The organism is Pseudoalteromonas aurantia, from assembly GCF_005886875.1.
Taxonomy (GTDB): domain Bacteria; phylum Pseudomonadota; class Gammaproteobacteria; order Enterobacterales; family Alteromonadaceae; genus Pseudoalteromonas; species Pseudoalteromonas aurantia_A.
Window position 1 is genome coordinate 17,706 of record NZ_PNBY01000030.1, and the last position, 21,742, is coordinate 39,447.

The following is a 21,742-nucleotide window of genomic DNA, read 5'->3' on the forward strand; positions in this document are numbered from 1 at the left end:
AACTGCATGTGTAACACGTGTGCTTTATCAGGATGGCACCTGGGAAAGTAATAACTATTGCGCAACAGGTATCTATGATAAACGATATAACGATTTTCCGTTCAATAGCAGCGCTCCAGCAGTTCAACAATAACGCGTTAGCATAACTAGGTTGTCAGTTTAACTTAGTCGTTAAACTGACAATTTTGATATTTCTATATTCTCCAATGATTACAGCGCTTTAAAACGGATGGCAGTGCCGCCACTTGATGCAAACTTCAAAGTCAGTGAATCAGTTGCTTTCACTCTTTTTTTACTAATGTGTATGTCGTATGGATTATTTTTCCATTCCGCTTTTTCGCCATCTTGATAGATATGGGCTTCGTATTCTGTGTGTTTATCCAAAAAATCTAACTTAATTTTGGTTACTCGAGGGTGCTCATCCGTGATAGCACCGAGGTACCAATCTTTTCCAGCGTACTTCCCGCGTTGTCGTTCTTGACGAGCAAATACGATGTAATCCCCCACTTCACCTGCTAATGCGATGCTTTGTTCCCAGTCTGTTGGCACATCTTGAATAAATTGAAAGGCATCTGGTTTGGCGAGGTAATTCTCAGGTAGATCAGCAGCCATTTGAATAGGACTGTATAAGACAACGTACAAAGCGAGTTGTTTGGCGAGCGTGGTTTGTGGACGGTTTGTGTTATCGCCCAAACCATTAAAGCTCATATCGAAGATGCCAGGGGTAAAATCCATTGGCCCTGCTAGCATACGTGTATAAGGTAGTAATGTGGTGTGCTCAGGAGGGTTAGGTGGTGTGCCCCATGCGTTAAATTCTTGTCCGCGTGCACCTTCGCGGGAAAGCCAGTTTGGGTAGGTGCGCCTTAATCCTGTGTCTTTAATGGGCTCATGGGTATTGATACTGAGTTTATATTTCGCTGCAAGTATCACATTATCTAAGTATTCGTTGACCATGAATTGCCCATCATGCCATTCAAAGCGGGCATGACCTCGCTCATCAATGCGCTTGATGTTACCACCATCGGCGACATATCCTGTTTTGACTTGTGATACACCGGCTTGTTGATAAAGCGTAAAAGCGTCTTTCATTTGCGTGCGATAATTACTGACATTCCCTGATGTTTCATGATGACCAATGAGTTGTGCACCTACTTTTTTGCTGTGCTGACTAATCGCGTCTATATCAAAATCAGGGTAACTCTCAACAAAATTAAAAACATCGCCATTGAAAAACCAGTCTCCATCCCACCCTGTATTCCATCCTTCAACAAGCACCCCATCAAAGCCATATTGCGCAGCAAAGTTAAGATATTCCTTGGTGTTTTTAGTGGTAGCACCATGTTTTTCACCACTGCTCCAGGTGTGCGTTCCAATGTGCATGCCCCACCATATTCCTAAATATTTGCCCGGTTTTACCCAAGATACGTCACCCAGCTTATTGGGCTCGTTCAAATTGAGTATTAAGTGTGAATTGAGTAAATCGGTGGCATGCTCACCAATCTGAATCGTACGCCAAGGGGTGTTAAAGGTGCCGTTTGTTTTCACTGCAATACCATCTGACCAAGGGGTTAAGTCGGCAATGAAGGTACCTGGTCGACGTTGATTTAGTGTCATGGCTGCGTAGTCTATCAGTGCCGCTTCGTGAATACTGATGTGTACACCCGCTGCATTTTTTAAAGTGAAAGGGGTGTGCACATGCATTGCATCATGCAGCGCAGTGGTGTTGTAGGTATATTCGTATCGATTCCAACCTCGTGCGGGGATCCACCACGCGGTGCTTTTGTCACCATTAGCAAAGGCAAACTCTGTAAGCTCTCGAGTAATATTAAGGGCATGAGGCTTATTGAGTTCATATCTAAACCCAAGGCCGTCATTAAATACTTTGACATGTAATTTATAAGCCGTGGCGTCAGTGTCTTTGTCGACGAATGAGAGGGTTAACTCGTTATGGTGATCCGTGATCAACCGTGTTTCACCCCAAGGTTGCTGCCACTGAGCATGGTGAGAGACAGTATGTACTTGGGAAGAAGTGAGGTTATTACGCATGGCAGGATGACGTAGAAAATCAAACCCTAACTTTGAGTTATCAATGATGAGCTGATCTTTAAATCGGACTTGATACGTTGGTTGCCCGTTATCATCATTGACAGTGACTGTAATTGCTTTATTCGGTGAACAGACCGAGTGACTGGCAGTAAATGCGAGTGATGAAAACAAGGTGATACCCACTGACATTAGGATGCGTAAGTACATAACTGCCTTTTTAATAATCATTTTACGAGTAAGGCTAAGCATACGTTGCTAGAAATAGTGGGTGAATAGGCTGCATACGTATTCATGGTGAATGATTAATTTGGTTAGACCGGTCTGTTTATATCTCTGTAAAAATGCGAGTTTTTGAGTCGATAATCTATACTGAAAAACATACGGTTTAACATAGTATGATTGGTAAAAAATGAAAAAAGTTATAGGGTTAGCATGCTTTTTTGGGTTTTCTTGTCAAGCCTTGGAAGTAACGGTGAAGGATACATTGGGTCAGCCGTTGGCAGGTGCCGCTGTTTGGTTAGAAGGAGGTTTATGGTCCGTAGAACCTTCATCACTATTAAAAAAATATAATATGGGGCAAAAAGATCGTAATTTCATACCGCATGTGTTGATCATACCTCAAGAGGCACAGGTTGAGTTTCCTAACTTTGATTCTATTTTACATCATGTGTACTCATTTTCTGAGCCAAAAGCGTTTGAATTAAAGCTATACCGCGATAAACCACAAGCTCCTATTAAGTTTACACAATCCGGGGTGGTTGAATTAGGGTGTAATATTCATGACTGGATGTTGGGTTATATATTGGTAGTTAATTCGGGCGTGTATGGATTAACGGATAAACAAGGCAAGATTGATTTACCATTAAACCCTGAGCAACTAGGCAGTGTAAACTTACATGTATGGCATGAGCGATTTGAGGATTTGGATAAACCAGAATCACAGGTACTGACAATTAAAGATGTGTCACAAAAAGTACAGTACCAGTTAAAGCAGCCTTTGCTTGAAAAGTTCGACTTTTTAACGGACGAAACAGATGGATATTAAAAATGGCAAGATATGGGCTCTGTACTTATTGCCATGGCTAGCATATCAAGCGAGTGCGTTTGAAGGGCAATTACATGGTACGGTAGAGATCAGTGCCCATGAACGTGGTGAGCAAACATCATGGACATCTGGTGGTTGGGGTATGAGCCGGTTTGGTAAACACAGTGATGGACTGAACGTGTCTAGGGCGACCCTTGAAGGGAGGCTTGATTTAAGCTCAGCTTGGTCGGGCCATGCTGTAGCGCAATATGTTCCTGATCCGAGTCATAAGTTGGGTTTTACAGAGGCATATTTAAGTTATCAACCTTTGGCAAAACGATATCAGTTTCGTTCTCGTATTGGTGCCTTTTACCCGCGTATGTCATTAGAGAATCCAGCGCTTGCTTGGTCATCTCCATACACCTACCAGTACTCAGCACTTAACGCATGGATTGGGGAAGAAGTTCGCACGTTTGGTGCAGAATTTGAGTTAAAACGCCCTGCGAGACGATTTCGTAGCAAATATGATATGAGTTTTTTAGGGGCCATATATAAGGGAAATGATCCGGCTGGGACCTTACTTGCGTGGCGAGGTTTTGCGCCTCATGATAGGCAATCAGTGATCAATGAGCGTATACAATTTGCGCCATTATACGCATTAAGGGCACCCCAATTAGCGCAGCAAGGGCAATTTGTAGAGCCGTTTAGTGAAGTGGATGGACGCTTTGGTTATTATGTAGGAACACATGTTGAATACTTAAAAAAGCATACGCTAAGGTTATATTGGTATGATAACAACGGTGATCCCTCAGTACTTAACCAAAAAACACGGCAATATGCATGGGATACGAAGTTCTGGAATATTGCGTGGCGGAGTAAATTGTCGAGGCAAACGCAATTCATTATGCAAGCGATGTTTGGCAATACTGCAATGGGCGAGCGTCGCGGCGTAGACAATGATTTTAATAGCTGGTTTGTGATGTTCAGCCATACTTGGCAGCGTTATCGGATCAGCGCGCGTGTAGAGCACTCTAAAGTGATAGACAAAGATATTTGGCAATTTGATCCAAATGCCAGTCAGACGAACTCTGTAACTGTTAATCTAAAGAAACAGCTTTCTGCTCATTGGCAAGTCGGCGCAGAATGGCAATATCTAGATACACAGGCATCGTTTAGACCTCCTGTAGGTCGAGATGAAAATGCGTACGAAAACCTCTGGCGGCTCACGGCTAAATACCAATTCTAGAGTAATCAATGATCAATCTTAGCCGTACTTAGGAAATGACGTCGATTGATCATATATTGCTCATTTTAATCACATAACCTATTTAAGCCATTGAGCGCAGCAACCCGGTATGCTTCTGCCATGGTTGGGTAGTTAAATGTGGTATTAACGAAGTACTCTACGTTATTTCCGGGCCCTTTTTGTTCCATAATGGCTTGACCAATGTGAACAATTTCAGAGGCTCGTTCACCAAAGCAGTGTACACCGAGTAGCTCTTTTGTTACTGCGTGAAACAGCAGTTTTAAACTGCCAACTTCAGTGCCCGTAATTTGTGCCCGGGCGAGATGTTTGAATTGTGCACGGCCAACTTCATAGGGAATTTTTGCTGCGGTTAATTCTTGCTCTGTTTTACCTACAGAACTCATTTCGGGAATCGTATAAATGCCAGCGGGTATATCAATAATGAGTTTATCAGCGCTATCGCCTTGCACAATCGCATCTGCGGCAATGCGGCCCTGATCAAATGCAGCACTGGCTAGGCTTGGATACCCTATTACGTCACCTACAGCATAGACGTTATCGAGTTCAGTTTGGTAATTTTCATTGACTTTAAGTTGACCTCGACCATCCGCTTTTAAACCAACAGCAGCAAGATTTAGGCCATTGGTGTTACCTGTTCTGCCGTTGGCAAACAAGATACAATCTGCTTTTACACGTTTGCCTGATTGAAGATGTAAGATAACGCCTTCTTCGCTGCCTTCTACTTTAGAAAACTCTTCGTTGTGCCTGATCACAATACCACTGTTCCAAAAGTGATAGCTTAATGCATCAGATATTTCCGCATCCATAAAAGCGAGTAATCGATCTCGGGTATTAATTAAATCTACTTTGGCGCCAAGCCCTTTAAAGATTGACGCATATTCACAGCCAATTACCCCTGCACCATAAATAATGACCCGTTGAGGGTTATGTTTAAGGCTTAAAATAGTATCACTGTCATACACTCGAGGGTGACTGAAATCAACCTCTGGGGGACGATAGGGGCGAGAGCCAGTTGCAATAACGATGGTGTGTGCGGTGAGTAATTCTTGGGAGCCATCTTCATGTTGAACTTTGATGGTATGGGCATCGACAAAACTGGCATCACCTTGGTATAGGTGAATACGGTTGCGATCGTAAAAGCTACTGCGTAAATTCGACTGCTTAGAGATAACCGCACTGGCGTGATTCAAAATATCTTGAAATGTATGACGTTGAGGTTTTCCGGTAAAGCGATATAGCGGGTTGGCTTTGTATTCGATAAGCCGGCTAACTGAGTGACGCAATGCTTTGGAAGGAATGGTACCCCAATGTACACAGCCACCACCAACTGCTCGTTGACGCTCAATCACTGCGACGCGCTTTTGACTCTTTGACAAGTTCATTGCTGCGCCTTCACCACCTGGGCCAGTCCCAATGATAATTGCATCATATTGATAATTTGGTGCTTGTGGGGTTTCAGGGGTTTGTTTTGGTTTAGTCACAGCCTCTCCTCAATCTGTCTCTTAAGAGGCTGTGAAATTTAGTTATAGACTAAATGACGGTTTTAACAGCCTCGCGTTTAATGCCAACCATGCTTGTTTTTGCTCGTGCCAAGCAGCTTCTAATTCTTGGTACTGTTTTGCGAGTGTTGATTTATCACACTGTTCGCGCATGGAATCTTTTTTTGCTTCTAATAATTCTTTTTGCACAGAGCAAAATGTTTGGAGCTTTTTTATAAGCAATTCATACTCTTGTTGTAACAATGTAAGCTTATCTTGCGCTAAAGGCAATTTTGCTAAGCGAACTTTGGTTTTAATGAGCAAGGTTTCTGCTTTGGCTTTTTCAATACGCTCTACAGGCGTACGTTTAAGTTTATACGCTAAACCCAAAGCTGCCATGGCGCGGATCATCCATTTGGTGGGATCGTAATGATACCAGCGGATGCCATTGCGATAATCACTAGCAAAAATATGATGGAAGTTATGATACCCTTCACCATAAGTAAAAAGCGCTAAAAAGCCATTATCGCGCGCGGTGTTTTTTTCTGTGTAAGGGCGAGAGCCCCAAATATGCGCTAATGAATTAATGAAAAAAGTGAAATGTTGGCTCAATACTAATCTCAGTAAACCAGCGAGTAGCATCATGGCAATGACATCATCCACTAATAGGCCAAGTAGTAAGGGAATGCCAATATTGGTTGCTAGCACGAGTTTTAGGTAGTGGCGGTGCTGGAACATCACGATCTTGTTGCGCTGTAAATCTCGGGCATTACTGTAGTCACCATAGTTTTCGCCCTGATGGTCTCGTAACATCCAACCAATATGGCTATACCAAAAGCCATTTGTTGCAGCATAGGGGTCTTTAACTGGATCGTCGACTTGACCGTGATGAACTCGGTGGTCGCTACTCCAATGCAAGGCACTATTTTGTAATGCAAATGCTCCACCAATGGCGAATACCCACTGCACAGCAGGGTGTGTATCATAGGCTTTATGGGCCCACAAGCGGTGATAACCAGCAGTAATTGATAATCCTGCATAGAACATACAAGCTGTGAATACAGCCCAATGTGTAGCAGTATAGCCATATTCATAGCCATACCAGGGCACTAATGTGATGGCTGCCAGAAAAGTCAGGCTAAAGAACAGCAAATTTGTCCAAATAATCGGCGGTTTTTTCATTGTTTAAATCTCAGCGTACACTTGTACGCTAAAATAGTATTTCATTCTGCTGCCGTCAAGTATTAGACTCTACAATGTTTGATCTAATTAAATATGGAATGAAAAATGTCAGGTGTTCGTGCACAGCAAAAACAAAAAACTCGACAAGCACTTATTGAAGCCGCTTTTAATCAGTTAAGCGCTGAGCATAGTTTTTCAAATATAAGCCTACGAGAAGTTGCGCGTGAAGCTGGTATTGCCCCGACTTCTTTTTATCGGCATTTTAAAGATATGAATGAATTGGGATTAACCATGGTTGATGAAGCGGGTTTGACGCTACGTCAATTAATGCGACAAGCCAGACGTCGTATTGCCAGTGGGGGAAGTGTGATTAACACTTCAGTGCAGACGTTCATGGAGTTTATTGATACATCGAGTAACCAATTTCGACTATTACTTCGTGAACGTTCAGGCACATCTAAAGCGTTTCGTGCTGCTGTGGCGCGAGAAATTAAACACTTTACTTTAGAGTTAGCGCATTATTTAGAAACTGAGACGCCATGCGATAAACATCACGCCTATATGCAAGCTGAAGCAATGGTTATTCTGGTGTTTAACGCGGGGGCTGATGCGTTAGATCAAGATAGCCAGCAGTTAGAGGAGCTAACAGAGCGGTTAGTATGGCAACTGCGTTATATTGCGAGGGGATCAGCACATTATGGTAGCCATTAACTGTATTTTATTTTACACAGTGTTTTTTAACTCATTGTAATATATATTAAATAATTTCTACTAGTACTTTTTTGGTACGTATTCAAACTACCTGAGGCTGATTTTTCTCACTGTAGCGGTGTTAATTTTTTGTTTTAAGCCTAACTCCCTGATATCAATGTGTTGATTGTTTTTTAATCCGATATAAGACTTTTTTGTTATTCATTTGTTAATTCTGATACCTTACTCTAAATAGAATGTTTACACTTTTTTTACGTAAATTAAAAAGTTCTATAACGGGTATATCGAGGGAGTCGGAATGAAAAAACGGTTGTGGTTAACATTAAGCGGTTTGATGGGAGTGACGTTGAACAGCCACGCTATCGAACAGTATTCTTTAGTCAATGAAAGTCATGTGTGGCCTAAAGTCCAAGCGCACCTTCTGAACCCTAAACTAGGCAAGCGTGCTGCTAATAAACTAGAGCAGCGCGAGCTCACAGTTAATTATCAGGCAGTAAAAACAATAGGCGCAAATGGGCGCTACCAGCATTACCAAGTCTACCTTGGCAATATTCCGGTACTAGATAATCGATTTGTCTTATTGGTTGATAAGGCTGGAAATATCGAACAAGGATTAGGTAATGCGCTGTTAGTTGAAGAAGGGTTTAGCATTCCTCACCCAGCACCATTCAAGTTAAGTGACAAAAAGATAAAAGAAAAGCTGGTTCAACGTTTACACACTGATGGCGTTGCATTTGTGAGTGAGCCTAAAGTGAGCAAAGCCTTTTCCTTGGAAGGTGACGATTTGCGGGCAGTATTTGTTGCGAATGTAATCACTCCTTCGAACCGTGTTAATTTGATAGTGGATGCTCAGAGTTTTAAAGTTTTACGCCAAGAAAATGATATTGATGGGTTCTCATCGCAGCAAAGCTTTGTTACGGGTGGCGGTATTGGCGGCAATGAGAAATTAGGGGCTATTTGTTACTCTCCAGCGCCTGCAAGTATGCAAAACTGTTTATCGTATAAGTTTGACCCAGCAGATCTTGCTGCATCTGAATTACTCTTTACAGATCCCCAAGCGTCGTTATTTTCCGACTTTTCAGGCTACCCTTTTGTGGTGTCAAAACAGCAAGGGGTATGTACGCTAGAGAACCCGTACGTCAAAACGATTGATTATATAGGTGATAAAACGCGCGCGGCCAGTTATCAATGTGCCGGTAATAATGAGCACTTTGAGCAAACAAGCGTGGATGATCAATATTATGATTATTTTAGTTATTCAGGTGTGAATGATGCGCATTTCAATGCGGGTTTGGTGATGCAGTACTATCACAAGCTATTGGCTGAAATGTATCCTAATCAACAAACTCAATGTGATGCGCAAGGCTTTTGTCTTAAACAACTGGTGCAAAATGTGGGTAATAACACTCATGGTAATTCGCAAGCAAATTGGGATGATACCTATGTAAATTATGGCACCGGTAACTATGGCGGTACGCATTATTATCATACAACTTTAGATATTGTATCCCATGAAGCAAGCCACGCGGTGACATATTGGAACAGCCAGCTTAATGCAACAGGCCAGGATGGCGCATTAAATGAGGCATTTTCAGATATTGCTAGTATTGCAGTGTTTGATTACTTATCGCAAAACGTATCAGGCTCTTATGCACACTCTCGAGCTTTTAATCGTAAGTCATTAGACAGTGATACCAATCATAGAGGAAATCGTAAATGGTGGTTTGGTTGGGATGTATTGTACGAAGACACCGGTGGACGATATTTTGCTATGCCATCTTGGGATGGAAAAAGTATTGATCATTTCAAGTCATACAACCCAAGTCAGTCAATTTACGAAACCTCAGGGGTATTTAGAAAGGCATTTTATGAGTTGGTTAAAACTCAAAATTGGTCTATTCAAGATGCGTTTAAACTCTTCTTACGTGCCAATATTAATTGCTTTTTTAAAGGAATGTCAGTTCAAGATGCTGGTATGTGCCTGATTGATCAGGCAAGTTACTTTACTCATAAAGGCACAAATAACGAAGTTAAACAGCAAATAGATGCCACATTACATTCTGTAGGTGTTGTTGCGCAAAATAGTCAATTATCGACACTTGATTTCGAAGGTTCGATTCAATACGACGTTGTAAGTTATACGTTAAGTACTGTTCCTGCGAACCAAATAAAAGCCATTAAGGTTGAGTGGGGGGATGGAACTATTGAGCGCTGGCAAAAAAACAGCGCCACTGCAATTCATGCATTTTTACAGCGAGAGCGATTGGTAAATATTGATGATTTGATCCGCTTTAAGCTAAGCGTATTAAAAACTGACAACACTGAATTGGTCGGGTACAGGCATTATTATAGTCGAGCGGTACAAGCTGCGTGCCCGCCAGTACAGGCTCAAGGGCAGTCTAGTTTGTCTTCGATTACGGTGAATGATCAGCAAATACCATTAAACACTCAGCCATATCAAAGTGTGCTAACTGATACACATGTGTTAAATAAACACGTTCAGCAAGTGGTTAAGTTTGATAGCTCGCTTAATGGTAAATTGGTGTCGGTATTATTAGATAATAACCGCGATGGCTTGTTCTCAGACAGTGAAATGATGGTCTCTAATCAAACCATCACGAACGGCCAGGTGACCTTTAAACTCAAAGACACGATTTCGGCAGGTATTGGATTAATGCGTATTTCATTAGGTGGCCAATATGCATTTTACGACGCCTGTGGCTATGCAAAAGCGTCTCAGATTGTAGACTTAAAAGCGGATGTTGAAATACCTGAACTCCCACTTGAGGCTGGCTTTACCTATCAAATTGCTGCTGATAATCGTGTTACATTTACCAATACCTCACAAGTTAATGACATTAGGCAGCCTCGTTATACATGGCGCTTTGGCTTCGATAATCAAGGCAGTACCAAAAAGCACCCTGATGACGTGCAATACCCGTTTGTTGATGGAAACTACACGGTTAATTTACGAGTTGACTATCAGGATGATAGTGGCCAATTCGATGAGTTTTCACAGCAAATCACCTTGAGCGCACCTGCACAGTGTGAGGTAGGGATAAACAACCCGAGTAACGCACAAACAATTTATATTGATGAAATGCACCTGTGGACTTCAATTTATTCACGCCATTTAATTACAGGCTCTTCGGGCACCAACGCTAATGGCTATGTGAAGCATCAAACAAATCTGGAGTTTAAAGATAGTCTTGAGTTGAATGTTGATATCCGCAGTAATGTGCTGGATGAAGGCACCATTGATAATTTATTGAATCGTGATAACCGTGATGTGCGCTTTACGATTTGGCTTGATGGAGATCGCGATGAGTCATTTCAAGTCGGTGAAGCGAATTATTACGATGTAAATAGTAATTACACCAAAGATTGCCGTAATGGTGAGTGTCGTATTAAAGCCAGTCAGTCTATTCGTCTGCCATGGATCTCATGGTGGAAAAGCAGAAAGTATGTACTGCGAGCACGTTTAGAAGAGCATCCAACCTCAGAACATGGCAGCGATGGATGTCGCAACTTTGATTATGGCGAAGTTGAAGATATTGAATTCACAGTCAACGGCAGTTAATCCAGCCATCGAGTTTTTAACCAATTTACAGCAGTAAGGTCCTCATATCAAAGATATGAGGACCCTGGGCACGTGCTCAAAATTCAATTTGATTAGTTACAAAATAATAAGGAAAAGTGATGAAAGTCCTCAGTTTATCAATTGCGCTTGCACTAGGGTGTGCGTCTATCTCAGCGTATGCAACTCAATCAGAGTTAAGTACACAAACCGCTGCACCTTTTAATATTGCGCAAGGGTTTGAAAAAGCCAATTTAACCGACAAAACTAAAAATCAAGCTTTAAAAGACAGATTAAACAAATACGGCCTCAATAAGCAGAACCGACCGCACTTGTTTTCTTTGATTAATAAACAATTAGAAAATGGTCACCAAGTTGACGCGTCATTAAACCAGAAAATGATTGGTGGAAACTCTGCGAGCTGTGATGCACATCACACCAGTCTATGCACGTTCTTTAAACATATGGGCTATGAAGTATTAAATTGGCCAGGCACAAATGATCAATACTTGGTTGTTTCTGCATTAAATAGTGAGATTACGACGACTGACTACACCTTTATTGATATTACCTTAGTTGATGAGAAGGGAAGCTCGATCACGTTACCTCGTTATGCTGAATTTTTTGGTGATGGTTCAGAGAAAAAACGTAAATCAATTTACTCCGCTGCAAAAGTCGCAGATGTATTGGCTAAATTGAAAACGGCTGAGCGTGTCTACGCAGATGCATGGGTGACTGTGGTAACAACCGATGCTAATGGTAATGAAGTCGTTGAAGACCGTAATTCAAAAGTAGAATATTCAAAAGAAGCAATCTTGGCTGAGCTGGGTTATGTGGCACCAGAGTTTGCTGCGAAGTCAGACACAGATATGAGTATTACTGCTGATATTGGTATTTTAAATGGTAATACGGCTACCATTATTCATCCAAAAGATGTCCGCTCAAAAGCGGGTGCTACAACACCAGACCAAAAAATTATCGTGTGTTTAAACCGTAATTATGGTGATTGTGACTATGAAAATATTTATCCAACTAATACACCAAATGACCAATTAAAACTTAAAATTCCATTTGTGGGCGAATATGTGATGCGCGGTAAAGTGACGCGTATTTATCGCCCTGATTGGACAGTACTTAATGTACAAGACAATGGTGATGGGACGATTAAGTTAGTCGATGGTGGGCAAGTAGAGAAACCAGGCACTGCTGATTTTGGCACCAATATCTTTGTTCAAACGAAAGAAGGTGGCGGTGCGTCTACTATTTCAGGTCATCAGTATACAGATATTCAGAATTTCTTTGCTGACAATCTAAATGTTGAATATATAGGCACTGGCAGAAGGATCATGACCAAGATTTCTTGGAATATTCCAAGAAATCAAGGCGTATTTGGTGATGCATCATTGTATGGCCGTTATCAAGATGCTAACTGGATCATGAATCTTGCATTAGATAATGAGCTTCGAGCAAGCCAAGGTGCGCGTCCTGAAGTACATGTCATTGGTTCGTCAGGTTTAAATTCATCTTGGGATAAAACAGATTATCCACAAATGCAAATTGTCTATAGCTGTTTAGCTGAAGGGAGCTTGATCACCCTGCCGGGTGGAAAGCAATTACCTATCGAGATGTTACAAGTCGGTGACACGGTTGTTGGTGCGAGCCAGTTTAACCCAGCACAAAGATTAGATCTTGAAATTGCCGATATTTCTATCGGGGTTGAAGCGATCCCTATGATCCAGTTAACCACGCGTGAAGGGAAAAAATTACTGTTAACTGAGTCGCATCCTGTGATCACCCAATCTGGTCAATCGGTTTGGGCAAAAGATCTAGAACTAGGTGAACGTATTCATACTAAGGGTAAAACAGAGTTTATTACCAAAATAGACGAAGTGAAATTTGACGGAAAGGTTTATAACCTGCGACTCAAACGTAATAAACACGACGATATTCAAATAGAGGGTGAAACATTCAGTATGTTTGCCAATGGCATTCAAGTCGGTGACCTAGGGATGCAAAGTGATAATGAGTTTAAGAATGAAGTTGAAACGCAACAAGATGTCTTAAATCGTTTGCCGGAACCTTGGCACAAAGATTACCTGAATAGCATTCGATAAATGATGGCGGCCCTACGGGGCCGTACAAGGAGGACATTATGAAAGTTTTTGTTTATACCCCTATATTATTGGCACTGATGAGTACATCAAGTTTTGCTGCAACCATGGTCCCATCATTTGATAAAGCGACGGATGTAACTATCTCATCTGAAGGAACTGATAATCTTGATACGGTACCACTGGGGACGGCATATAAAAGTAAAGGCAATGTATTTCTTGGCTTGCAGTCGGTTACAGGGGCTGAAGTTGAAGATTTAGGTAACTCTAAAATCGACTTTAGAGTCGGTGTCGATTTAGGTTATGAGCAAGCGTTAAAGCTGATCGATGGTAAAGTGGATGCCGGCTTTAAGTTTCCGGCGGTACGGGTGGATGCAGGTGCGAATTATGCCAAAGACATCAGTGCTGATAAGTATACCGGTACTTATACGGTTTATTCATCGGTAAAACCCAAAGCGCGTATGTTAATGCCGTCTTCGACGACAGGGTACCTGCCAACACAGGCCGCGCTAGACTTAGCCGTGGCACAGCCCGGTAATAAAGCGAAGAATCTAGGTGATGGCTTTGTGCATGGGTTTGCTTATGGGTCTAATGTTGTGATCAATATGAAAATTGATTATCGCAACGAATCGGACAAGCGGATCATTGGCGGGTATTTAAGTGTTGACTGGATCGGTAAAGTTAAGGTGGATGGTAAATTACAGAAATTAGATGACAGTAAACGTCAGTCAATAAAGATTTCTGTGAGTGGTTATCAAAGTGGTGGCGATCCTAATCGTCTATTAAGCATTATCCCTAATGGCATTATGCGCTGTACGTTATTAAACCCAGAACCTTGCTTCGCATTATTTGAATCGGCTGTTAAATACCTTAAAACAGACTACATCAATCAGTTTAACTCGCTAGATGATTATAACGTGACAGATACCTACTTAGCTGATTACCAAGATTCTGGCCCGCAGTTACAACAACTTGTGCCTGCTCAGGGTTACGTTGCGGTTAATTACCTAACAAAGTTAGTGGTAAAAGAGTTAACCAGTCGCTGGATTGAAGAGCGCCTTACCTATCGTAGAGCGAAAAATTTACAGCGTTACTACGCATCACAGTTTTCTACCTCTGAACTAGAACAACTTCGTGAAATTGAGACATCAAGCCGCAGTAATGCAAATTTATTTGCCGACATGGTGGATTATTGTGAGCAAAATCCGGAAGGCAATTACTGTATTGAATATGAGGCACAAAACCTCAGTTATTACCGAGATTACAGTAGCTTTAGTGCAGTTTTAAAATAAGGATATAACCATGATAAAACAACTATTAGCAGCATCGTCTGTGTTGTGCGTTGCATCAAGTGCACTGGCAAACACGGAGCTTGAACAGACTGCAAATTATAATGAATTAGGCGATTTACTCACGGCTTCGCAGGCGCAAGGTCGCTTCGCATGGCTAGAAAAGTGCTACGACGGTTTATTAGTCGAAGTGTGGGAACGTGCGTTCGATACTACGCAAATTATCAGTAAAGAAGAGAAGCTAAACCAGCTTAAAGCGCTATGGCTTTCTCCGCAGCGTCTTGCACAAGGCAAAGCACAATACCTGACATTTGCGAATACTGACTTTACCAATCCTTATGATTGGCATGCTGGTAATAGTGCGACAGATGCCTGTAGCACTATGCCGCCAGAATATGTGCCTGTTGCCTTAAAAACGACGATATTGGCCCATCAATACTGCGACAATACTGCATTTGATAATGAGTGGGAATGGGTATCTAAAGTATCCATTGATAACTTTACTCATGAATCAGTCGGCCGAGACTACACGGCGGTATCTGGCAAAGTTGTGACTCTGTCTGCTGGTCGTACGGTATCAATGACTATTACTCCTGGAAACAAAGAACCTGATTACCCATCATTTGTCGCCGCGAGGGTATGGATTGATTGGGACCAAGATGGACAGTTCTCAACATCTGAGATGGTGTTTAAGTCAGCATCAGACGGCATATTCAAATTTGCAGTCAATGTGCCTGCAGAGCAGTTAGATGGTGTGACGTTAATGCGCGTAGCGACAGATGCGGGCGGTGGCTCTGATGATGCGTGTAACCGTATTCATTATGGTGAAGTTGAAGACTACCTGGTGACAATTCGTTAAGGACTAATTATGAAACCATTATATTCTACAGTGCTCCTACTGAGCATGGCTAGTCACTATGCATTAGCAAAAGCACCAAGCGTAGATAATCAAGTGTCTACGAATTCAGGCTCAACCATTTCTGGGTTGATCAATGACCACGTGGCGATTGGTACGGCGTATGATAGTCAGACGAATCGATTTTTGAATGTACAGCCGATAGCGGGCCGTGTAGATGAAACTTTTGGTAACACAGAAGTCAAGTTTAAAACGGGCATCGACATGAGCTATGACGACTTGCTGAGCACATTAAATGGCAGTGTTGATATTGATGTAAATTTTCCCGTGGTACGCGTATCAGCGGGCGCATCATTAGCAAAAGAGATGGCCTCAAGTACGTATTCTAGTTCATATACATTCAGTGCAACCAGTACCCCGAAGAAACGATTATTTTTACCTGAGGACAGTAACATAGGTTATACCTTATCGCCCGCAGGAAGCGAAATTGCCAATAAATATCAAGCGCGTTTACAGCAATTAGCTGGGGATGAGTTTGTCAGCGGTATTGAGTATGGCGCCAATATAATGGTGAACCTAAAAATCGATTATGGCAGTAACCGTGATAAGTCTGAAATTGGCGGATACCTTGATGTTGATTTATATGGTGGCATATTCAACGTGGGTGGCCAGTTAAAATATTTACAAGATGACACCAAATCATCTGTGAAGATCACAGTGCGTGCCATTCAACATGGGGGTGATCCAAAGCAGTTACTGAGTATTATTCCAAACAATATTATTACGTGTTCACTGGATAATCCTAAGCCATGTTTTGATATGTTCTATGAGGCTGTGAAGTACTCTAAAGATGGCTTTAGAGCACAGTTAAACTCACTAAGCGACTATAACGTGGTGAGGTATTACACGACACGTTATGACAGTGCGTCTTTAGCTGTGAGACCCTTGGTAGCCAATTATCAACCCGTTAGAAATGCGACTAAGTGGTTGATCAGTGAGCTTGAAGATGATTTTAAACAAGCAGTACTTGATGAGCAACGTGCAACAAGTCTATTGACCAGCTATTACGCCTATTTACCTGACGCTCAGAGCAATGCGGTAGAGCAAATTCAAAAGCTGGCATATGACAATGCATGGTTCTTATTCAATGCAGCGCAATTTTGTCGTGACAATCCATTTGGTACATCATGCGAGGTTGAAGTTCAGAAAATGAGAGATGATTGTACTCGTCGCGGTAAAACGTGCCCTGCAGGGTATGATGTAACGCAACTACAATTGCCTTCTTCAGACAGGCTTGACTGGAAGCAGTGTGAGCTTGCTCGTCAAGAAGCGGTGAGAGCAGGTGTGATTGCTGAAGATGAGAGTGTTAAATATCGCAATATGCGTTGGGCACCTACTTTCATAAATGCTAAAACCCCCGCGGTTGGTATTCTAAATTGGCGTTTGTGTGAAGGTGCATTAAGCACGTATGGTACAGCGTTTTAATCTGACTACTAACAATTTTGGGCCAAAGTGAATGACTTTGGCCCATGCTAAGGAGTAGGCATGAGAATATTAGTGAGCCTATTAATACTGTGTTGTTCATTTAGTGTGTTTTCCAAGCGTTATTATACTGAGTCGTACACGCAAGCCGATTTGGGGAGAGGCTTTAACCTGCTGTCGCATACCCCTGATGCTAAATGTGTAACAGGGCAAGTCCGTTATCACAGCGCTATGTCAGGTGAGCTTGACTATTTACAGCGATTAAATGCAACGCAAGTGCGTCGCAGAACGTTTGGTGAAGTGCATGGCGGTGTTAACTTATTTATCATTGCTGGCAGTGTTTCTACCTCGATCACTCACCGTAATTCGACCGATAAATTGAGCCTAACGTCACAATTGCATCTGAAATTCGATGAAGGGTATAGCACCTTAGAAAATCGCCAGTTAGTGGTAGGGTATGAAAATAACGACTGTGGTAATTCGTTTATATATCAGCTTGATTATGGCCGAGATGTGTTTATCAATACCCGATTACATTTTCGCTCAGAGGCTGACTACAAACGTTTTGTAACGAAAATTAAGATACGGTTACTCTTTTTCAAAAAAACGATCACTAAGGTCAAGTTAATAGAGAAGTATGCAGCGAATGCGGTATTAAGTATTGACGCCAATTCAAGCGCGCCTTTACCAGCACAATTAACCACCTTGCTGAATAACAATACACAGCATTGTCGAGGTAGTAATATTACGCCATGTTTAACGACGTTGCAGCGTTTGTCTGATTATGCTTTTGGAGATTCAGGGTTGGCTAAAGATCTGAAAGCTATCGAGAAAGCACCGAGAAGCATTACTACACGTTCTTATGAAGAGTCAGGTCATTATGTTTTACAAACCCACAATATACAAACCGATCCGCACTATGACACAGTCTGGAAAAAAATAGAAAGCCGATATGGTGCAGCCGTTAGGCGTTTAGAGCGAGCGAGGGCATTTTTGGCGATTGCAAATGACGGTGAACTCGACGCTGCGCAATTGGAAGTAGAACGTGCGACCACTTTGTTAAGTGATATGGAAGGTATTCGCAGTGTATGTATGACATCTCCTTGGTTAGCACAATGCTTATAAAAAATGACATTGATGTAGTGGGGTCGCGATATTCCTTTACTACTCATGTCAATCACGCCTAACTTTCATTATGAATTTTCCTGCAGAATAAAATAATAAGATTGTCGATTATATACACATGATTGATAAGCTTATTATTTTAACTTTTTTATGAACTTTGTGTTTTTATACGAGTATTCGTGTTTTGTCATTGTTACTAACATCTTGTATGAGTATTTTTCATTTTTACTTTTGTTTTTTTTTATATATTTTTTAGGGTTTTGTTTTTTTTATGTGTTTTTTTTGGGTTTTTTATTAGTGGATATTGTCCCTATATTTTGTTAAATCTAATAATACATTTTATATTTTAATTTTTGGCTGGTTTATTTTGCAGAAGCAGTACGTTAGAACTCCTTACTTACCTGGGTGGGGTCAAGTCCCGCTACAGCAATTTTCACGCCAGTCATCTCTGAAAAATAAATTTATTTTGTGTGGGAATGGAAACTCTAAAAGTTTGGCTTTGACGTTCGATGATGGCCCATCTAAATATACCAACGATATATTGTCTGTTCTCAGAAAGCATAATGTCAAAGCCTCTTTCTTTATGACAGGTAAAAGCTTATATAGAGACCAAGTAATAGCGAAGAATGTGTATAGGCAGGGACATTTAATTGGTAACCATACTTTCTCTCACCCTTGGGCATCACAAAAAAACAACTTTAATTTGATGTACCTTCAAATACGTAAAACTCAAAATATAATGGAGGATGTTTTAGGTTTTAAACCACAATATTTTCGTCCTGCATTTGGTGATATCACAGATCTTCAGCTAAAAATTATAAATCGCTATGGGTGTGAAGTTATTGGTTGGTCGATTGATACTCAAGATTGGTTTTATGATGATAATCCTAAAAAAATAGCAAATAATGCACTTTCAAACTTACATAATGAAGCCATTATTTTACTCCATGATGGAGGTGGATCTCGTATTTCGACTACGAAAGCTATTGATATTCTGATTCGAAAAGCGAAAGCGCAAGGATATCGATTTGTTACGATTGATGCACTGGTCAGTAATAAAAAAAAGAAATTAATAAGGATGAAAAATGCTAGGTTCTGAACTTGAGTTTCACCAAGGGTATAGATCAACATACCGTATATGGGATGAAGTATTAGGGGAGGCATGGCCGATTGAAAAAGGTTTATATGAATCGTTGTTACAAGAAAAGAAAATGATAGCCATTGCAATTAAAGATAAGACTATTGCATATATTAGCTATGAGATCTTTGAGTGTGAAGTCAGTATTTATGTGATTGTAGTTGTGCCTGAGCACAGAAGAAGTGGACTTGCTACGACATTATTAAATCGAGTTATGCATGAGGCTATGGAGCAGGGCGTAAATAAAGCCACCTTGTGTAGCTTTTTGAGCTCTCCATTGTGGCGTGCGATGCCTAAAGACAGAGTTGAAGCAATTGCATTCTTCTTAGCAAATGACTGGGTGAATAAAGGGAGTTCATTAGATCAGATCTGCAATATTGAGCGTTATGAGTCTCCCGCATTTTTAGCACGTAAACATAAACCACAAGGCATGGATTTAGGGTTTGTAAGACCTGAAGAAACTAATGTGCTACTGGATTTTCATTCTCGTTATTTTCCTCATTGGTATCCATTTTATAAGGATTTTATCGACCAAGGAAAATATGAAAATATCGTTGTGCTAAGAATAAATAATTTAATCGTGGCAACTTGTATGTTGCATTACCCTGGGGAAATTTTTTCAGGTTCTAATTGGGTTAAATTAATGGGGCCCGACTGTGGAGCACCATCAGTGCTTGGTGTTGCTAATGAACATAGAGGTGGATCTTTAGCATTTTTTATATTTGATTTCGCTATTAAGAAATTGAAAGTAAAGGGAGCAAAAAATGCATTTATAAATCAATCAGATGCTGCTGCTATTTATGGAAGGTTTGGTTTTTCTGTTGCATGGGATTATGTTCACCTTTCAAAATATATAAGCATATAAAAGTTTTGGAGTTATTATGAGTAAAGGGATTTCGGTTATTATTCCTACCTATAATCGTAGTGAATTACTAAGCAGCACATTAAAATCATTGAGCTATCAAAATATCATGTTAAATGATGAGCAGCTAAAATTTGAAGTAATTGTTATTGATGACGGTTCGACCGATGATACTAGTTCTGTGGTAAAGAACTACTCTAATTTATTATCAATGAAATATATTTATCAAGAGGATCTTGGTTTTAGAGTGGCGCTAGCAAGAAACAAAGGTATTAGAAGAGCAAGTTATGATATTTGTTTGTTTTTAGATTCAGGTATGGTGGCAGCGCCAGATCTACTTTTGTCACATTATTATCAGCATAATAAAACTAATAAACTAGTTGCCATTGGTAGTGCTTATGGAATGCAAGAGTTTGAACCTTCACAGCGTGATATGCCCCATACTTTCTCAGATAAAAAATCATTAGAAAACCTATTTTTTGAGCTGGATGGGAATGTAGATTACATTGATACTCGACAGCGTTCATTGGTAAGTATGAATGTTGACTTTGAAAATATAACTACCCCATGGCTATTATGCTGGACATGCCATTTGTCTATTTCTCGAAATGTTTTAAAAAAGATTGGCGGTTTTGATGAGTACTTTCAAAGTTGGGGAGGTGAAGATGTTGAGCTTGGTATTCGGTTGCATAAGGAACATTGTCATTTTCTATTTATGTCAGAAACAAAAGCAATACATACTCCGCATACTAGAACGACGATAGATAATATTAAAACATCTACATCAAACTGTGCCTATATTCATAAAAAGCATCCATGTGATATTACTAAAATTTTAAGTGATGAAAACCTAGGTTGGGAATCCATTGTGAAAAATAACTATAACAATAAAGCCTTACTTAAAGATTATGTTTAGATATAAAAATAATATTATTTTATGCCCCACTCAAGATTTATCACTGTCAGATGCTATGTTGAAGAAAACAATAAATAATAAACTCAACTTAGGTCGGGGGGCATTAATTAAAGGGTGTCCGAGAGTCTATATTACCTCAATTTACAATGAAGCCTCGCCCAGCTATCAATTTTCAAAAGAAGAGATTAAAAACTCGATCATTATTGGTGAAAATTGTTTTATGGACTCGACACAAGCTGCTGCATTTCCTAATCCTCCAGTCAAGTTGTCATGTAATAAATTGGTTAGTAGGCCCCTTGGCAAAATTAACATAGGTAACAATTGCACTTTACAAGGCACGTCTATTTGCAGCTATGACTCCGTTGAAATCGGTGACAATGTGATGTTTGGCCCTAATGTTGTGATTATGGATTCAAGTGGCCATGCATTAACCGACAGGGGGGCTGACAACGAAGAGCAGCGCATAAAAATTTCGCCAGTCACTGTAGGAGATGATGTATGGGTTGGTTATGGCTGCATTATTTTACCTGGCGTCACAATTGGCAGAGGCGCTGTAGTCGGAGCGGGGAGTGTCGTTACCAAAAATGTTCCTCCGCTGACTGTAGTTGCAGGAAACCCATGCCAAATAGTTAAACGTCTATCGCATCGCTGAGTATAACTGTTACTCATATATTTTAT

At 40.8% G+C, this 21,742-nt stretch carries 16 protein-coding genes; 13 read left to right on the forward strand and 3 right to left on the reverse strand.

Annotation, left to right across the window (positions count from 1 at the left end; all coding sequences use genetic code 11):
• Positions 1–210: 210 nt before the first annotated feature.
• Complete coding sequence (locus tag CWC18_RS06975) at positions 211–2,253, reverse strand: glycoside hydrolase family 97 protein (RefSeq protein WP_138674977.1); 2,043 nt, start codon at positions 2,251–2,253, stop codon at positions 211–213.
• A 202-nt stretch (positions 2,254–2,455) separates the two neighbouring features.
• Between CWC18_RS06975 and CWC18_RS06980 the strand changes: the two genes are divergently transcribed.
• Positions 2,456–3,091 carry a methylamine utilization protein gene (locus CWC18_RS06980; RefSeq protein WP_138591580.1) on the forward strand — a complete coding sequence of 212 codons (636 nt, stop codon included), beginning with the start codon at positions 2,456–2,458 and terminating at the stop codon, positions 3,089–3,091.
• Complete coding sequence (locus tag CWC18_RS06985) at positions 3,081–4,316, forward strand: hypothetical protein (RefSeq protein WP_138591579.1); 1,236 nt, start codon at positions 3,081–3,083, stop codon at positions 4,314–4,316. Before CWC18_RS06980 ends, CWC18_RS06985 begins: the two co-directional genes overlap by 11 nt.
• A 65-nt stretch (positions 4,317–4,381) precedes the next feature.
• On the opposite strand, the gene sthA is transcribed toward CWC18_RS06985, so the two are convergent.
• Both sthA and CWC18_RS06995 read right to left on the reverse strand, forming a co-directional pair.
• Positions 4,382–5,818 (reverse strand): Si-specific NAD(P)(+) transhydrogenase, encoded by a 1,437-nt coding sequence (gene sthA, locus CWC18_RS06990; RefSeq protein ID WP_138591578.1) that lies wholly within the window; start codon positions 5,816–5,818, stop codon positions 4,382–4,384.
• A gap of 42 nt (positions 5,819–5,860) precedes the next feature.
• Positions 5,861–6,997, reverse strand: a complete 1,137-nt coding sequence (locus CWC18_RS06995) for an acyl-CoA desaturase (RefSeq protein ID WP_138591577.1) — start codon at positions 6,995–6,997, stop codon at positions 5,861–5,863.
• Between the two features lie 105 nt (positions 6,998–7,102).
• Between CWC18_RS06995 and fabR the strand changes: the two genes are divergently transcribed.
• The 11 genes from fabR (at position 7,103) to CWC18_RS21705 (ending at position 21,716) form a co-directional block, all read left to right on the forward strand.
• Positions 7,103–7,708: an HTH-type transcriptional repressor FabR gene (gene fabR, locus CWC18_RS07000; protein ID WP_119862195.1), complete on the forward strand. Its 606-nt coding sequence runs from the start codon at positions 7,103–7,105 to the stop codon at positions 7,706–7,708.
• Between the two features lie 298 nt (positions 7,709–8,006).
• Positions 8,007–11,288: a M4 family metallopeptidase gene (locus CWC18_RS07005; RefSeq protein ID WP_138674978.1), complete on the forward strand. Its 3,282-nt coding sequence runs from the start codon at positions 8,007–8,009 to the stop codon at positions 11,286–11,288.
• 119 nt (positions 11,289–11,407) lie between these two features.
• Positions 11,408–13,399 (forward strand): Hint domain-containing protein, encoded by a 1,992-nt coding sequence (locus CWC18_RS07010; protein ID WP_138591575.1) that lies wholly within the window; start codon positions 11,408–11,410, stop codon positions 13,397–13,399.
• 38 nt (positions 13,400–13,437) lie between these two features.
• A complete protein-coding gene (locus CWC18_RS07015; protein WP_138591574.1) occupies positions 13,438–14,688 on the forward strand; it encodes a hypothetical protein in 1,251 nt (416 codons plus the stop codon).
• Between the two features lie 10 nt (positions 14,689–14,698).
• Positions 14,699–15,544: a GEVED domain-containing protein gene (locus CWC18_RS07020; RefSeq protein WP_138591573.1), complete on the forward strand. Its 846-nt coding sequence runs from the start codon at positions 14,699–14,701 to the stop codon at positions 15,542–15,544.
• Positions 15,545–15,553: 9 nt separating this feature from the next.
• Positions 15,554–17,026, forward strand: a complete 1,473-nt coding sequence (locus tag CWC18_RS07025; RefSeq protein ID WP_138674979.1) for an internalin — start codon at positions 15,554–15,556, stop codon at positions 17,024–17,026.
• Between the two features lie 60 nt (positions 17,027–17,086).
• Positions 17,087–18,148 carry a hypothetical protein gene (locus CWC18_RS07030; RefSeq protein WP_138591571.1) on the forward strand — a complete coding sequence of 354 codons (1,062 nt, stop codon included), beginning with the start codon at positions 17,087–17,089 and terminating at the stop codon, positions 18,146–18,148.
• Between the two features lie 367 nt (positions 18,149–18,515).
• The gene (locus CWC18_RS07035) at positions 18,516–19,247 is read left to right on the forward strand and encodes a polysaccharide deacetylase family protein (RefSeq protein ID WP_171041049.1); all 732 of its coding nucleotides are present in this window, start codon (positions 18,516–18,518) and stop codon (positions 19,245–19,247) included.
• Positions 19,234–20,151 carry a GNAT family N-acetyltransferase gene (locus tag CWC18_RS07040; RefSeq protein WP_138591569.1) on the forward strand — a complete coding sequence of 306 codons (918 nt, stop codon included), beginning with the start codon at positions 19,234–19,236 and terminating at the stop codon, positions 20,149–20,151. The genes CWC18_RS07035 and CWC18_RS07040 overlap by 14 nt, the downstream gene beginning before the upstream one ends.
• A 16-nt stretch (positions 20,152–20,167) precedes the next feature.
• Positions 20,168–21,064, forward strand: coding sequence for a glycosyltransferase (locus tag CWC18_RS07045; protein WP_138674981.1), 897 nt, complete (start codon positions 20,168–20,170; stop codon positions 21,062–21,064).
• Positions 21,057–21,716, forward strand: coding sequence for an acyltransferase (locus CWC18_RS21705; protein WP_138591567.1), 660 nt, complete (start codon positions 21,057–21,059; stop codon positions 21,714–21,716). The genes CWC18_RS07045 and CWC18_RS21705 overlap by 8 nt, the downstream gene beginning before the upstream one ends.
• Positions 21,717–21,742: the final 26 nt, after the last annotated feature.

Bases quoted from the DNA above. Each gene is read 5' to 3' on its own strand.
- CWC18_RS06975 (WP_138674977.1), bottom strand. From the start codon at position 2,253: ATGTACTTACGCATCCTAATGTCAGTGGGTATCACCTTGTTTTCATCA.
- CWC18_RS07020 (WP_138591573.1), top strand. From the start codon at position 14,699: ATGATAAAACAACTATTAGCAGCATCGTCTGTGTTGTGCGTTGCATCA.
- CWC18_RS06985 (WP_138591579.1), top strand. From the start codon at position 3,081: ATGGATATTAAAAATGGCAAGATATGGGCTCTGTACTTATTGCCATGG.
- fabR (WP_119862195.1), top strand. From the start codon at position 7,103: ATGTCAGGTGTTCGTGCACAGCAAAAACAAAAAACTCGACAAGCACTT.
- CWC18_RS07025 (WP_138674979.1), top strand. From the start codon at position 15,554: ATGAAACCATTATATTCTACAGTGCTCCTACTGAGCATGGCTAGTCAC.
- CWC18_RS07015 (WP_138591574.1), top strand. From the start codon at position 13,438: ATGAAAGTTTTTGTTTATACCCCTATATTATTGGCACTGATGAGTACA.
- CWC18_RS07030 (WP_138591571.1), top strand. From the start codon at position 17,087: ATGAGAATATTAGTGAGCCTATTAATACTGTGTTGTTCATTTAGTGTG.
- CWC18_RS07040 (WP_138591569.1), top strand. From the start codon at position 19,234: ATGCTAGGTTCTGAACTTGAGTTTCACCAAGGGTATAGATCAACATAC.
- CWC18_RS06980 (WP_138591580.1), top strand. From the start codon at position 2,456: ATGAAAAAAGTTATAGGGTTAGCATGCTTTTTTGGGTTTTCTTGTCAA.
- CWC18_RS07010 (WP_138591575.1), top strand. From the start codon at position 11,408: ATGAAAGTCCTCAGTTTATCAATTGCGCTTGCACTAGGGTGTGCGTCT.
- CWC18_RS06995 (WP_138591577.1), bottom strand. From the start codon at position 6,997: ATGAAAAAACCGCCGATTATTTGGACAAATTTGCTGTTCTTTAGCCTG.
- CWC18_RS07045 (WP_138674981.1), top strand. From the start codon at position 20,168: ATGAGTAAAGGGATTTCGGTTATTATTCCTACCTATAATCGTAGTGAA.
- CWC18_RS07005 (WP_138674978.1), top strand. From the start codon at position 8,007: ATGAAAAAACGGTTGTGGTTAACATTAAGCGGTTTGATGGGAGTGACG.
- CWC18_RS21705 (WP_138591567.1), top strand. From the start codon at position 21,057: ATGTTTAGATATAAAAATAATATTATTTTATGCCCCACTCAAGATTTA.